The sequence below is a fragment of the Pandoraea pneumonica genome, assembly GCF_049918595.1.
In the GTDB taxonomy this organism is placed as follows: domain Bacteria; phylum Pseudomonadota; class Gammaproteobacteria; order Burkholderiales; family Burkholderiaceae; genus Pandoraea; species Pandoraea pneumonica_A.
Window position 1 is genome coordinate 250,918 of sequence record NZ_JBNCRZ010000006.1, and the last position, 14,749, is coordinate 265,666.

A 14,749-nucleotide genomic window follows, 5' to 3' on the forward strand; every position below is an offset into this window, starting at 1 on the left:
TTTACCTGGCGGGAAATGGCGCTTCGAATTATACAAGTTAGCCATTATGCTTATCGCCATGACGCTTGCGCCGGGGACTCCCGGTAAGCAAGCGCTCCCCACAAGTGGTGAATTCAACGGAGTAAATGAGATGGAGTTGGCTCAACGAGAAGCCGTCGGGGCAAAGTTCAGCGCCGCCGCCATGCAGCGTGCACAAGCCCTCACGTGGGACGCTACCGAGAAGATCGCGGCCCTCATCAAGCCCGGTATGCGCGAGTCGGAAGCCATTACCGCCAGCAAGGCGCTATTGGGCCAACTGGGCATGGATCGCATCTGGCATCCGGTGCTGATTCGCTTCGGCAAGAACACGCTGCGCACGTTCAGCGAGCGTAGCGACGACGATCCGGTGCTCGGCGACGACGACATCTACTTCATCGACATCGGTGTGGTGTTCGGCGCGCACGAAGGCGATTGCGGCTTCACGCGCACCACCGGCAGCGACCCCGAAATGCAGCGCTGCGCCGACGACGCCAAGCGCTTGTTCGAGATCGTGCAGGCGCACTGGCGCACGGAAGGCGTCAGCGGTCAGGCGCTCTACGACTACGCCAAGGCGCAGGCCGAAGCGCTCGGCTGGGTGCTGAACCTCGACATCAAAGGTCATCGCGTGAGCGACTTCCCGCATGCGATCTACAAGGCAGGCCGCCTCGCCGATCTGACCGACACGCCGAGCGGCGGGCTGTGGATTCTCGAGATCCAGATCGCCCACCCGACGCGGCCGTTCGGCGCGTTCTACGAAGACCTGCTCGTTTGAGTTGCACGACTTCCGCCTAGCCACGGCTAGGCCGGATTTTCCGCTGTCAAATTGGCGTGGCGACGATGCAACATCACCGCAGCGTTTAGCCACGCCAACCGCATCGTTTCGGCGTACAAACTCTCGCGCCAATCTGACCCCATATAGCATCCGACGCTTACCCGCGAAGGGTTTCGCGCACTCTCGCCATTTGTCCAGTGCCACACCAAGATGCGCCGTGGCCCGCCCTCCGGACTTTTGACGCATCTTTCCCCAATTACGCAATTTGCGTTACCTTTTCGATTGCCGACGGAACTTTTCCGCACGACGGCAATAAGGCAGCGGAGACATCGCCCCCCCGACGGTGCCAGCCTAAGGCACCCGTTAGTTCGAGCGAGCTGCCCGTCCGTGCGAGCGTCGCGCGCGCAACTCTGCAGTTCCCTTATGTCGCTCAATCGCTCAAGAACAGAAAGACGATGAAAAATCAAACCTTCTCCAAAGCGCTTCTGGCCACAGCCTTAAGCTGTGCGCTGTTCAACGTTCACGCGGCGTCGAAAGCCCCCGTGGGCGCCGAGAACGGCATGGTCGTGACCGCGCAACATATCGCATCGAAGGTCGGCGTCGAAGTGCTCAAGTCCGGCGGCAACGCGATCGACGCGGCCGTGGCGGTGGGCTATGCGCTGGCCGTGGTGTACCCGGCAGCGGGCAACATCGGCGGCGGCGGCTTCATGACGATTCAACTCGCCGACGGCCGCAAGACCTTCCTCGACTTCCGCGAGAAAGCCCCGCTGGCCGCCACCGCGAACATGTACCTCGATAAGGATGGCAACGTCATCAAGGGCGCCTCCACCACCGGCTATCTGGCCGTAGGCGTGCCGGGCACCGTGTCGGGCATGGAATACGCGCGCGAGAAGTACGGTACGAAGACGCGTCAGCAGCTGATCTCGCCGGCGATTACGCTGGCCGACAAGGGCTTCGTGCTCGATCAGGGCGACGTCGACATGCTGTGGACGTCGACCAAAGACTTCGAGAAAGATCGCGCCAACTCGGGCGCCATCTTCCTGAACAAGGGTCAACCGTTCCAGCCGGGCGAGCGTCTGGTGCAAAAGGATCTCGCGCGCACGCTGCGCCTGATCAGCGCCAAGGGGACCGACGGTTTCTACAAGGGTGAAGTCGCCAGCAAGCTGGTCGCCTCGATGAAGGCAGGCGGCGGCATCATCACGCAGGCCGACCTCGATCAGTACAAGACGCGCGAACTGGCCCCGGTGGAATGCGATTACCGCGGCTATCACGTGGTCTCGGCCCCGCCCCCGAGCTCGGGCGGCGTGGTGATCTGCGAGATCATGAACATTCTCGAAGGCTACCCGATGAAGGAACTGGGCTTTCACTCGGCCCAGGGCGTGCACTACACCATCGAAGCCATGCGTCATGCCTACGTCGACCGCAACAGCTATCTGGGCGATCCGGACTTCGTGAAGAACCCGCTCGCGCACCTGCTCGACAAGGACTACGCCGCGAAGATTCGTGCCGCGATCAACCCGCAAAAGGCCGGTATCTCGCAAGAGATCAAGCCGGGCGTGCCGCCGCATGAAGGCAGCAACACCACGCACTACTCGATCGTCGACAAGGACGGCAATGCTGTTTCCGTCACCTACACGTTGAACGACTGGTTCGGCGCGAAGGTCATGGCCAACGGCACGGGCGTGTTGCTCAACGACGAGATGGACGACTTCACCGCCAAGGTGGGCGTGCCTAACATGTACGGCCTGATTCAAGGCGAAGCGAACGCCATCGGCCCGGGCCGTCGCCCGCTGTCGTCGATGAGCCCGACCATCGTCACCAAGGATGGCAAGACGGTGATGGTTGTCGGTACGCCGGGTGGTAGCCGCATCATTACGGCCACGCTGCTCACGATGCTCAACATGATCGACTACGGCATGAACCTGCAAGAAGCCGTGGACGCGCCGCGCTTCCACCAGCAGTGGATGCCGGAAGCGACGAACATCGAAGCCTTCGCTTTGAGCCCGGATACGCAGAAGATTCTCGAGAGCTGGGGCCAGAAGTTTGCCGGTCCGCAGCCGGCGAATCACGTCGCTGCGATTCTGGTCGGTGCCCCGTCGCTGGGCGGCAAGCCGATCGGCAAGAACCGCTTCTACGGCGCTAACGATCCGCGCCGCAATACGGGTCTGGCGCTCGGGTATTGATGACCTGACGCCTGATCGGACCGTCGCCGGTTCGATCGCTGCATGACGATGGGGCCGCCTGATTCAGGCGGCCCCATTTTTTTGTGTGCGGGTTTGCGTGCGTGCTGGCGTTAGCGTCGATGATCGACGCGGCGTGCGAGGCGTTCGCCCGCAAACTGCACAAAGGTCACGAGCGCTACGAGGATGATGATCACGTTGAACATCACACTGGTCTCGTACCGTTCGTAGCCGTAACGCACGGCCAGATCGCCAAGGCCGCCTGCGCCCACGGCGCCCGCCATGGCGGATGCGCCCACCATCGCAATGACCGTCACCGTAGCGCCGCCGAGAATGGCCGGTAGCGCCTCAGGCAACAACACGTGACGAACGATATGCCAACGGCGGCAGCCCATCGCGCGCGCTGCTTCGATCAGCCCCGGATCGATCTCGCGCAACCCCACCTGCGTGACACGCGCGAAGAACGGAATCAGATGCACTGCCAGCGGGACTACTGCGGCCCAAGTGCCCATCGTCGTGCCGACCAACCAGCGCGTGACCGGCAGCAGCGCCACGAGAAGAATGATGAACGGCACTGCGCGAAACAGGTTCACGACGACCGACAGCGCACGATGGAAACGCGGACGCGGCACAAGCCCACCCGGCGCGGTGAGAACCAAGACCACGGCAATCAGCATACCGACGGCGAAAACGATGGCGCAGGCGCTGGTGACCATCAGCAAGGTCTCGCCAAGCGCGCGCAGATATTTGTCGATCATGATGTGATGTCGCGAAGAAAATTCAGACGGCGCGCTGGCGTGCGGCAACGCCTGCCGCGCGCCCTTGCCATGCGTGTTGTAGCGGACGCAGCAGCGCGCGCGTGGCCTCGGCCAGTGGGTTCGCAAACACTTCGTCTACCGGGCCCAGTTCGGCAATGCGTCCCTGATCGAGCACCAACACGCGGTCGCACGCTTGATGGATCACGCCCATGTCGTGGGTGATCAGCACGACCGTCAGGCCAAACTCGCGTTGTACATCGCGCAGCAGTGTGAGGATCGCGTCGGTCGTTTCAGGGTCGAGCGCGGACGTGGCTTCGTCGCACAGCAGAATTTCCGGGCGATGCACGAGGGCGCGCGCAATGCCCACACGCTGTTTCTGGCCGCCCGAGAGCATGGCCGGATAAGCGTCGGCTTTACCGGTCAACCCGACCAGCGAAAGCAGTTCGTTCACGCGCGGCGCGATCTGTGCTTTCGGCACGCCTGCCACGCGCAGCGGCAAAGCGACATTCTCGAAAACGGTCTTCGCCGAGAGCAGGTTGAAATGCTGGAAGATCATGCCCACGCGCTGGCGCAGGCCGACGAGGGCGTCTTCATCGAGTGTTGCGACGTCGACGCCATCGACCTTCACGTGCCCTTCGCTCGGCACTTCAAGCGCATTGATCGTGCGCAGCAGTGTGGATTTCCCCGCACCGCTGCGACCGATGATGCCAAAGCTCTCGCCGCGCTGCACCGCAAACGAGACGTCATGCAATGCCGCGCTCGATGCGCCCGGGTAGATCTTGCCCAGTGCATCGAACGTGATGTGGGCGATCTCTCGCGGGGCGGCGGTCGGCAAGCGGGTGACCGGGGCGGCGGCGGGCTGTCGGGGCGTCGTCATCGTGTTTTTCCTTGGGATCAGAACGCTGGGACAACCGAGCCTTGATACTTCGTCTCGATGAATTTGCGCACCTCTTCCGATTGATAGGCTTTGACGAGCGGCGCGACCCACGCGGCGTTCTTGTCCTTCTCGCGCACGGCAATGATGTTCACGTACGGATTGTTCTCGCGCTTTTCCACCGCAATGCCGTCACGGGTGGCGATCAGACCCGCTTGATACGCGAAGCTGTTGACGATGGCCGATGCGTCGACATCGGGCAGCGAACGTGCGAGGACGACCGATGCGCTTTCGATGAAGTCGAGCTTGCGCGGGTTAGCCGTGACATCGGCCAGCGTGGCGGTGCCGGTGTACGGATCGAAGCCGTCACGCAGTTTGATCAGACCGTGATCTCGCAAGATGACCAGCGCGCGGGTCTGATTGCTCGGATCGTTCGGCAGACCAATCTTGGCGCCGACCGGCAGGGCTTCGAGCGACTTGTATTTCTTCGAATAGAAGGCGATGGGCGAGATGAGCGTGTCGCCCACGGCGACGATCTTGTAGCCGCGTTGCTTCACCTGATCGCGCAGGAACGGAATGTGCTGGAACGAGTTGGCATCGAGGTCGCCGCTATTGAGCGCTTCGTTCGGGCTGGCTGTGCCGGTGACGACGACCGTCTCGACGTTCAGGCCGCGCGATTTCGCCACCTTCGTGACCACTTCCCAAATCTCTTCGTCGACACCGCCGCGCACGCCGACTTTGAGCGGTTTGTCTGCTGCTACTGCGCTGGTCGAGCCGAGCGTGCCGATTGCACCGAAAGTGCCGATGACCACTGCGAGCGAGAGACCGCCGAGCAGGCGAGAGAATTGGCGGCGTTGCATGTTGCGTCCCCTTGAAGTGACGACGTTGGTATTGGATGGGCCTGATGCAGGCGAACGGACAGTCTAGGAAGTGGCCGTGGGGAGCGTCCAATAACCAATTTCGGAAAGCTAATTCGCATGGGCACGCGGAGCTTTCATGCGCGGGGGCATCGTCACTTGTAACTTTTTGTAATACGCCCCGGGAAAACTCAGGAACTCCTCGGGCGAGCGTCGTCCAACTGGGATTCCCCAAGTGTTGCGCTTGTGTCTCGTGCCGCGTGCGTTGTGCTGCGTTGCGCGAGATGGCTTCTTCTGCACGCAACTGCCGCCCGCCTCCTTTTCCGGAACCGCTCGAAGATGTCTGCCCTGTGGTACCCAGCATTGCCCGTTCTGTTCAACCCCGCTTTGCCGCGCTTGTATCGCATGCCGCCACGTGTGGTCGCGCTCGCTCGATTGATGCTGTTCGGCATTGTGTTGCTCATTGCGGGGCTGCCAGTGAGCGATGCGCTCGGCGCGACCGCGCATCAGACGAGTGCGGGAAAACGCAGGCAGGAAGCGACGAAGAAGAAAAAGGTGGCGGCGAGTCGGGCGCGCAAACCGACGGCTGGCGCGAAGGCGCACGCGTCGCGTAAGGCAACGCCGCCGCCACGCGTCGCGAAAGCTGTCAAGCGCACGCCACCTGCCGCTGCTGCCGCCACGCAAGCGTCGAGCGCCAAGCAAGTCAGCACCGACGCGCAACCTCGTCTGCTAGCACGTTGCGGTTTCACGCCAGCGTCGCGCAAACGCCTGTTTTCTCGCGCGGTTTATATCGTCGATGAGAAAACCCATACGCCGCTCTTCGCTCAGAACGCCGATCGAGTGATGCCGATTGCTTCGCTCTCGAAACTGATGACGGCTGTCGTATGGCTCGACAATCGGCCATCGATGCGGCAGTCGCTCACCGTCACGAGCGACGACCTCGATACGCTGAAGTTCACTCATTCGCGCCTCGCCGTGGGCTCGACGCTCACACGCAGCGACATGCTGCATATCTCGCTGATGGCCTCGGAAAACCGCGCGGCCGCAGCAATGAGCCGTGACTACCCGGGCGGGCGGCCGGCGTTTATCTCTGCGATGAATGCCAAGGCACAAGCGCTCAACATGCCGAATACGCGCTTCGAGAATTCCACTGGTTTGTCGCCGCGCAATGTGTCCACTGCACGTGAGCTCGCGCGGCTGGTGCGAGCCTCGAATAACTATCCGCTGATTCGCCGCTATTCGATCGACCATCAGCAACTCGTACGCACGGGCAAAGGCCAGTTGCAGTACGTGAATACCAATCGACTGGTGCGCTATGGCAAGGTGCACGCGAGCGTGCAGAAGACTGGCTTCATCAATGAGTCGGGTCACAACATGGTCATGCGCGTGATGGTGCATAAGCGTCGCCCCGTCATCGTCACGATGCTCGGCAGCGATACGCCCGAAGGCTCACGCCTCGACGGCGTGCGCATCGCGCATTGGTTGTCGTGTTCGTTGAAGTGAGTTCAGCTAATCCGCTCGAACAGCGGTGATGAGTGGCTCGCTGCGGCAAGTTCAGATGCCGCTGCGAGCAACGCGGGGCCGAGCCGCGCCATGCGGGCTTCGTCGAGTCGTACCAACGGTCCCGCGATACTGATGACGCCCAGCGCTGGATAGCCTCGACGCAAAATCGGGGCGGCCATTGCGGTCATGCCCGGCGCGAATACTTCGTTGATCGTCGCGTAGCCGCGTTGGCGCGCGGCATTGAGAAACGTCAGCAACCCCTGCACGGTCGTCGGCGCATTCGGGCCGTAGTCCTTTGGCTGCCCGAATCCCTGACGGCTCACTAACGCCATTGCGCGCTCGTCGCTCATCGTCATCATCCACGCGTGGCCGGTGGCCGAGCACGACAGCACGGTGTCCATGCCCATATCCGGGTCGTACTTCAGCCCCTTCATCGCCCCCTGCGCCTTCGCAACCCATGTGAGGCGGTCGCCATCGACGATGGCCAATCGCACCAGCTCCCCCGACGTCTCCGCCAAGCGATCGAGAATCGCCTGCGCCATATCGACGATGCCCGACGTGCTGAGAAAACTCAGCCCCAGCCCCACTAGCTTCGTTGTCAGCACGTAGTCGCCATGTTCGCGCAACTGGCGCACATAGCCGAACGATTTCAAGTCGGTGAGCAATCGGTGGCAGGCACTGCGGGGAATGTCGAGTTCGTCGGCAATGAAGGCCAGCGGCGTGCCGCCCACTTGCTGGGCCAGCAACTCCAGAATCGCGAGGGTGCGCTCCATCACGCCGTTCATAGCGTCTCCATGGTTTGGTTTTTCCGCATTGTGGCATGTGATTCCAGTCTGGAATAGTGTTCCATCAACCTCACTAAGATCGGCATTGCCAGCCCGGGACACGCCTGGGCGGCCCCCGTCCTCACCGCGCGCTTCTGGCAGATGCCGATTTCCTCGGCGCCGCGCGACTGCGACGATGGGGCATGACGACAGATCAAATAGTCAGGAGACAGGCATGACACACGTAGCGACCTCTGCGTCGGACGCGTCGATGCAGACACGGGCGGTCACGGCCGCGACCATCGGCACTGCGCTCGAATGGTTCGATTTCACTTTGTATGGCGCGCTGGCAGCGACCTTGCTGCCGAAGTTGTTCTTCCCAGCGATGGAGCCGACGTCGGCCCTGCTCGCCTCGCTCGCGACCTTTGGCGTTGGGCTGGCGGCGCGGCCGTTGGGCGCTGTCATTTGCGGTTCACTCGGCGATAAGTTCGGGCGACGCAATTTGATGCTCGCCACGGTATCGGTGATGGGCGTGGCGTCGGTGCTCATGGGCTTGCTGCCCACTTACGCGCAAATCGGCGTGTGGGCGCCGATTCTGTTGGTCGTGCTGCGCATCGTGCAGGACTTCGCACTGGGCGGCGAGTCGACAGGCGGACAGCTCATGGCCATCGAGCACGCTAGCCCGGACCGGCGCGGCAGATATTCCGGCTTGCTGGGCATTTGCTCGCCGGTCAGCCAGATTCTCGCGAATGCTGCGCTGTTCGGATTGTCGGCGTCGCTATCGGCGGAGGCCTTCGAGTCGTGGGGATGGCGCGTGCCGTTCGTGCTGAGCTTTCTGCTGGTGATTGTCGGTGTGTATATCCGGCTGAAAGTGCACGAAACACCGGCGTTTGCCGCGATGAAGCAGGCAAAGCAGGTCGTGAAGGTGAGCAACCCGCTGCGCGATGCGGTCCGTTTGCATTACAAGCCGCTCATTCGCTGGACGCTGTTCTTCTGCGGCCCAGCGGCGATCTTCTACCTCATCGTGGTGTTCTCGCTGAGCTACATCACCAAGACGCTCGGTGTGCCGAAACAGACGGCATTCATGTTGCTGATGGGCGCGAACATCTTCGCGATTTTCGGGGCGCTGCTCGGGGGCACGTTGAGCGATCGGATCGGGCGCAAGAAAGCACTGGCGATTGGTTCGTGCGCCACGCTGCTGATCTCGCTCGTGTACTTCTCTGTGCTCGACACCCGCAGCTTCGTGCCGATGCTGCTGATCATGGGGCTCTTTCTTGGCTTCACGCAGTACCAGAGCGGCATTCAACCGGTCGCGTTCGCGGAAGCGTTTCCGACCAATGTTCGCTACTCGGGCTCAGCGCTCGCCTACACCGGCGCCAACCTGTTGACCGGCGGCCCGATGCCGATGGTCTCGGTATGGCTGCTCTCTATCAGCAACGGTTCGCCGTGGGCCGTCGTGGCGTTATGTGCGGTGCTCAATCTGATTTCGCTCGCCGCCATTTTGATTGGGCCGGAGACGCGCGGCATCGACATGAACCGGACCGACTCGACGCAAGTGCTTACCGGAGACCCTGCGGAGTTGGCGACGCTTGCCGCTGTCAACAGCACCGGCAACACCGCCAATGCCTCGCGTGTTGCCCCCGTCGACGGCGCGCACGGCATGCGTAATAGCCATTGATAGCCGTTGATAACCGCTAATAGCAATTAATGGCCATTGAAGATTTGTCTTTCACAGGAACTGCATTCACCACCATGTCCGATCTCGTCTACATTCTTAACGGACCGAACCTCAATATGCTCGGCAAGCGCGAGCCGCATCTCTATGGGCACACCACGCTCGCTGAGATCGAGGCGACTGCGCGATCGGTGGCTTCACAGCTGGAATTGCGTTGCGAGTTTCGGCAGACGAACAGCGAAGCCACGATGATCGACTGGTTGCAGGAAGCGTTTGAAGCCGGCGCGGGCGTCATCCTGAACCCGGCCGGCTTCTCGTTTCGGTCAATTCCTGTCCTCGATGCGGCAAAGCTGATCGAGCGCCCGTTGATCGAGGTGCATATCACTAACATCCACAAACGCGACGAGATTTACCGGCATTCGCTGATTTCGAGCGTCGCGACGGGAGTGATCTGCGGACTCGGCGTGCAGTGCTATCCACTAGCACTGCACGCGATGGCTGGGATGCTCAGAGCGGCGCGTTAAGTTGATGTGTTAGCACGGCGTGGGCGATGTGCCGACGCCGTGCTGGCGCTGTGCCGACAGCGCGTTAACGTGTGCGGGCGTGCCAGCGTCCCCAGGCGGCCGTTGCAATCAGCAGAATGGCTGCGGCCGCGATCACGGCGTTGAAGCCCTGATCGAAGGCAGTATTCGCCAGACGCGTCAGCGACGCGGCGAGTGCTGCCGGTAGTTGCTCTGCGACGAGCTGGGCCTCATCCAGGCTATCGCGCACAACGCTCGGCAATGCGGCGGTTTGCGGCACTTGCATGCCGCGCGCGTAGACGAACGACAGCAAGCTGCCCATGAACGTCACGCCCAACGCGCCACCGAGTTCGTACGACACTTCCTCGACGGATGCCGCCATCCCGGCGCGCTCCGGCGGAGCGCTCTGCATGATGGTGCTCGATGCGGCGGTCATCGTTGCGCCGACACCGAACCCGAGAATGGCCAGCGTGACGATCGATGGCATCAACCCCATATCGCGCACGAACAGATAGCCCGCCATGCCGACACCCGAGATCAACAACGCGATCGGCAGCATGCGCGCACCGCCCAACCGAGGCAGCAGGCGGCCAGCAATCGGTCCGGCGACGAACGCGGCGAGCGGCAACGGCACAATCGCCCAACCGGCTTCGAGCGGCGAGTAGCCGAGCACCAGTTGCAGGCGTTGGCTGAACACCAACTCCATGCCGATCAGTGAAGCGGAAGCCACTAGCGCAGCCACTACCGCACTCGCAAACGCCGGGTTACGGAACAGCTTGAAGTCGAGCAATGGATGAATGCTGCGTTGTTGTCGGCGCACGAAAGCAACCAGAAACACCACGCCGACGACCAGCGCCACGCCAACCGTCGACCAGTCTGGCGACGGTTTGCCCGCCGTCTTAATCGCATAGGTCACACCGACCAGCCCCACCATGAAGAGCAGCGAACCGAACCAGTCCCACGGCTGCGTCGAAGTCGCGCCGCCCTTCGGGATCAGCCAAAGCGCGAGCGGCAGCGCCAGCAATACGATCGGCACGTTGATCAGAAAAACCGAGCCCCACCAGAAGTGTTCGAGCAACGCACCGCCCACGACCGGGCCGAACGCGGCACCGCCCGAGGCGACCGACGCCCAAATGCCAATGGCGAGCGCACGCTCACGCGAATCGGCGAATGTAATGCGGATAAGCGACAAGGTGGCGGGCATCATCATCGCCGCGCCGACGCCGAGCAGCGCGCGCGCGGCGATGAGCAGATTGGCGTCCGGAGAGAACGCGGCCGCGAGCGATGCGATGCCGAACACGGCGAGGCCAGCGATGAAGAGACGCTTATGACCGAGGCGATCGCCAAGCGTGCCCATGCCGAGCAGGAGGCCGGAGACGACAAGTGCGTAAGCGTTGACGATCCACAGCTTGGCGGAGGCCGTCGCTGCCAGATCGTGGGTCAACCGCGGCAGTGCCGTGTAGAGCACCGTCATGTCGATCACGATGAGCAGCAGCGCCACCGAAACGATCGCGAGCACCAGCCAACGACGACGGTCGTTGGTTTGAGGTACCGGATGCGAAGAGGTATGCAGACTGGACATCGAAGAACTCCTTGTTGCGCCAATCCCGTTGTGTTTGCCTTGGTGAATCAGCGCTTTGTTATGACCAAGGGAAAACCCGAATCATCCATCATTAAATGAATTGAGAAAAGTTAGATTCCATCCGAAAATTAGATGGATATGCGGGGTATTGAGCGGATTCTTGTGGTGATTGGGTTTTTACGTCCCATGGGCGAGGACGTTTGGGATTTAGAAGTGAGATTCGAACGGGCGGACTATCGCGGCCGTCAAGACTGGCGGCATGCCAGCCGGACGCATACAATCTGCGCCACATTCCCATCGGGCGAAAATCCCCCCATTCGTACACATGGCATCTCAACCGACTCGTATTCCCGATGCAGTATCGCTACCCGAATTAACGGTACGCGGCATGATTCTCGGCGCGCTGATCACCGTAGTGTTCACCGCCTCTAATGTTTATCTCGGCCTGAAAGTCGGCCTCACGTTTTCCTCATCGATTCCGGCGGCGGTTATCTCGATGGCGGTGCTGCGTGCACTGCGTGGCGGCAATATCCTCGAGAACAATATGGTGCAGACGCAGGCGTCTGCGGCCGGCACGTTGTCATCGATCATCTTCGTTTTGCCGGGCCTGCTGATGATTGGCCATTGGCAAGGCTTTCCGTTTGGTTTGACGCTCGCGATTTGCGCTTCCGGCGGCATTCTCGGTGTACTTTTCACCATTCCATTGCGTCGCGCGATGGTGGTCGATAGCGATCTGCCTTATCCGGAAGGCGTGGCAGCGGCTGAAATTCTTCGTGTGGGGAGTGAAGGGGACGAGGTGTCGTCTTCGGCTGATTCTGCGAACTCGGCGAAGTCGGTGGATCAGGCAGCGCAGGCGAAGGGCCAAGCGAATGATCGTCACGCCAATCGTCAATCGAAGGTCGATGGCGGCAGCGGTGTACGCGAGATCGCATTCGGCGGCATCGTGTCCGCGTTGTTCGCGTTTGCCACGAACGGCCTGAAGATCTTCGGTGAGAGCATTACCGCGTGGGTGCCTGCGGGCACAGCGGTCTTTCGACTGACGAGTGGCTTTTCGCTGGCACTGATCGGGGCGGGTTACCTGATCGGGATCGTGTCCGGTCTCGCGATTCTGCTCGGCATTGTGTTGAGCTGGGGCATCGCGGTGCCGATTCTTACGTCGATCACGCCTAACACGGATGGGCAGGCGATGGCTGCCTTTGCCAACGGTCTGTGGCAGCACAAGGTGCGATTCATCGGTGCGGGCACGATTGGCGTTGCCGCCGTGTGGACGCTGATCACGCTCTTCAAGCCCATGGTCGAAGGCGTCAAGACGTCGTTCACGGCGTTGGGACAATCGCGGGCTCGTGGAACCGGCGCAAAGCTTGGCCGTACGGAGCAGGATCTCTCGCCGCGCTGGGTGATCGGCTTGACACTCGTTTGCGTGGCCGTCTGGGTCGTGACGTTCGGCGTATTCCTCTCAGACGCGCCGTTGTCGGCCGGCGGCATTGCAACGTTGGTCGCATGCAGCGTGGTGTTTGCGGTGGTGTTCGGCTTCCTGGTCGCGGCGGCTTGCGGGTACATGGCGGGTCTGGTGGGCTCGTCGGCGAGTCCGATTTCCGGCATCGGGATCGTGGCTGTGGTGTTGGTCTCGTTGCTGATTCTGAGTGTGAGTCAGGCAAGCGGCCTGCTCGACACGACGAGCGGCGGCAAGTTGGCGATTGCGCTGGCGCTGTTCACGACGGCGGCTGTGATTGCGATTGCCACGATCTCGAACGACAACCTGCAAGATCTGAAGACGGGCTGGCTGGTCGGGGCGACCCCGTGGCGTCAGCAGGTGGCGCTGTTGGTGGGCTGCGTTGTCGGTGCTGCGGTGATTCCGCCGGTGCTGAATCTGCTCTATAACGCGTACGGCTTCACCGATGCGCTGCCCCGCGCCGGGATGGATCCGTCACAAGCGCTGTCGGCGCCGCAAGCCATTCTGATGACCGCGATCGCCAAGGGCATCTTCACGCATCAGTTAGATTGGTCGATGCTCGGCATTGGCGCGATTCTAGGGCTGGTGCTGATTAGCATCGATGCGATGCTGGCAAAGCGCGGCGGCGTTGCACGTCTGCCGGTGATTGCCGTGGGTATCGGCGTGTATCTGCCGCCGACGATCGGCTCGGCACTGGTGATCGGTTCTGTGCTGGGTTGGATTTCGCACCGAATCATGAAGGCGAGAGCGAAGGCTCATGGCAAGGACTTCGGTCCGTATGCGGAAGCGGCGGAACGCCGTGGTGTGTTGCTGGCATCGGGCCTGATCGTGGGCGAAAGCCTCGTCGGTGTCGCCATGGCGATGGTCGTGGGCTTTACCGGCTCGGATGCCCCGTTAGCGATTGTCGGCAGCGGTTTTGCAGCGACGGCAGACTGGTTGGCATTCGTCGCATTCGCTGCGGTATGCGTTGTGCTGGTTCGCCGCGTGTTGGCAGCGGTTCCGCGGTAATTCAAAGTCGTGACTAAAGCTCGGTCGGGTGTTGGCGACGTCCACACCTGACCGGCACAGCATTTAACTGATGCATGCGTAGAACTATTGCTTGGCAGCAGTAGTTGTAACGCTCAGCCCCATCCTTCGGCGCGTCTGCGTCATGTCCCCGTCGCTCCCCCGTCGTATTCTCGCTTTACTCCCGTCGTATCGCCGTAACGCTTCCTGTTAGCACCATGCGATGCGCGACATCTCGGATGAGTTCGTCTACGCGTAGCTCAATGCGACTGTCTGCTCCGATGAATAGCGTTTTGCCCCGTGTACGAAACAACCGCGATGAGGCTTTGCGTTAGTAATGCTTGCGTCGATTTCACGCGTACCCGATCAAATGTCTAGATCGAGTAGTGCCTATACAGGGGAAGACAACGAGGAGAGATGCGGTCTACGCCGGGCTCGCATAACAAGCGATATCAGATGAGGAATACCGAGTAAGCAGTGAGGGTGAAATCACGGCTGATGTACACGCAATTCCTCGAGGGCATTAGGTAATGGCAATTTGAAAGGAAACACCTCGAATCGCCACCGCATACGGGCCAAGAAATGCGAAACAATGCGCAATCTTGCTTTGCGGGACGTCGATAGACGAGCCAGATCCACTCACTCAAACCGAAGATCTAAACTGCGCGCCCAAAAGCAAAAACCCCTTGCTACTTTGGTAGCAAGGGGTCTTTAGGGGAGCCTGACGATTACCTACTTTCACACGGGTATCCGCACTATCATCGGCGTGGAGTCGTTTCACGGTCCT

Annotated in this window: 10 protein-coding genes and 1 pseudogene; 6 read left to right on the plus strand and 5 right to left on the minus strand. The window is 61.3% G+C overall.

Features of this window, described 5'->3' with window-relative positions:
• The first annotated feature begins 130 nt into the window (after positions 1–130).
• Both ACPWR9_RS22950 and ggt read left to right on the plus strand, forming a co-directional pair.
• Positions 131–790 carry a M24 family metallopeptidase gene (locus tag ACPWR9_RS22950; protein ID WP_150681783.1) on the plus strand — a complete coding sequence of 220 codons (660 nt, stop codon included), beginning with the start codon at positions 131–133 and terminating at the stop codon, positions 788–790.
• Positions 791–1,350: 560 nt separating this feature from the next.
• Complete coding sequence (gene ggt / locus ACPWR9_RS22955; RefSeq protein ID WP_370865914.1) at positions 1,351–2,973, plus strand: gamma-glutamyltransferase; 1,623 nt, start codon at positions 1,351–1,353, stop codon at positions 2,971–2,973.
• A gap of 110 nt (positions 2,974–3,083) precedes the next feature.
• Here the strand turns inward: ggt and ACPWR9_RS22960 are convergent, their stop codons facing one another.
• The 3 genes and pseudogenes from ACPWR9_RS22960 to ACPWR9_RS22970 all read right to left on the minus strand — a co-directional run bounded on the left by ACPWR9_RS22960 (position 3,084) and on the right by ACPWR9_RS22970 (position 5,462).
• Positions 3,084–3,728 carry a methionine ABC transporter permease gene (locus tag ACPWR9_RS22960; protein WP_426301025.1) on the minus strand — a complete coding sequence of 215 codons (645 nt, stop codon included), beginning with the start codon at positions 3,726–3,728 and terminating at the stop codon, positions 3,084–3,086.
• Positions 3,729–3,801: 73 nt separating this feature from the next.
• A pseudogene (locus tag ACPWR9_RS22965) lies at positions 3,802–4,605 on the minus strand (methionine ABC transporter ATP-binding protein); the annotation flags it as partial.
• A 17-nt stretch (positions 4,606–4,622) separates the two neighbouring features.
• Positions 4,623–5,462, minus strand: a complete 840-nt coding sequence (locus ACPWR9_RS22970; RefSeq protein WP_426301027.1) for a MetQ/NlpA family ABC transporter substrate-binding protein — start codon at positions 5,460–5,462, stop codon at positions 4,623–4,625.
• 336 nt (positions 5,463–5,798) lie between these two features.
• Between ACPWR9_RS22970 and ACPWR9_RS22975 the strand changes: the two genes are divergently transcribed.
• Positions 5,799–6,962 (plus strand): serine hydrolase, encoded by a 1,164-nt coding sequence (locus ACPWR9_RS22975; RefSeq protein WP_426301029.1) that lies wholly within the window; start codon positions 5,799–5,801, stop codon positions 6,960–6,962.
• Positions 6,963–6,964: 2 nt separating this feature from the next.
• Here the strand turns inward: ACPWR9_RS22975 and ACPWR9_RS22980 are convergent, their stop codons facing one another.
• Entirely contained in the window at positions 6,965–7,747 is a 783-nt protein-coding gene (locus tag ACPWR9_RS22980; protein WP_150681778.1) for an IclR family transcriptional regulator, read from the minus strand.
• A 214-nt stretch (positions 7,748–7,961) separates the two neighbouring features.
• Here ACPWR9_RS22980 and ACPWR9_RS22985 point away from each other — a divergent pair, with 214 nt between their 5' ends.
• A complete protein-coding gene (locus ACPWR9_RS22985; RefSeq protein WP_426301031.1) occupies positions 7,962–9,404 on the plus strand; it encodes an MFS transporter in 1,443 nt (480 codons plus the stop codon).
• A 74-nt stretch (positions 9,405–9,478) separates the two neighbouring features.
• Positions 9,479–9,925 (plus strand): type II 3-dehydroquinate dehydratase, encoded by a 447-nt coding sequence (locus ACPWR9_RS22990; RefSeq protein WP_426301055.1) that lies wholly within the window; start codon positions 9,479–9,481, stop codon positions 9,923–9,925.
• A gap of 64 nt (positions 9,926–9,989) precedes the next feature.
• On the opposite strand, the gene ACPWR9_RS22995 is transcribed toward ACPWR9_RS22990, so the two are convergent.
• Positions 9,990–11,504: an MFS transporter gene (locus tag ACPWR9_RS22995; RefSeq protein ID WP_426301033.1), complete on the minus strand. Its 1,515-nt coding sequence runs from the start codon at positions 11,502–11,504 to the stop codon at positions 9,990–9,992.
• Positions 11,505–11,829: 325 nt separating this feature from the next.
• Between ACPWR9_RS22995 and ACPWR9_RS23000 the strand changes: the two genes are divergently transcribed.
• Entirely contained in the window at positions 11,830–13,965 is a 2,136-nt protein-coding gene (locus tag ACPWR9_RS23000) for an OPT family oligopeptide transporter (protein WP_426301035.1), read from the plus strand.
• Positions 13,966–14,749: the final 784 nt, after the last annotated feature.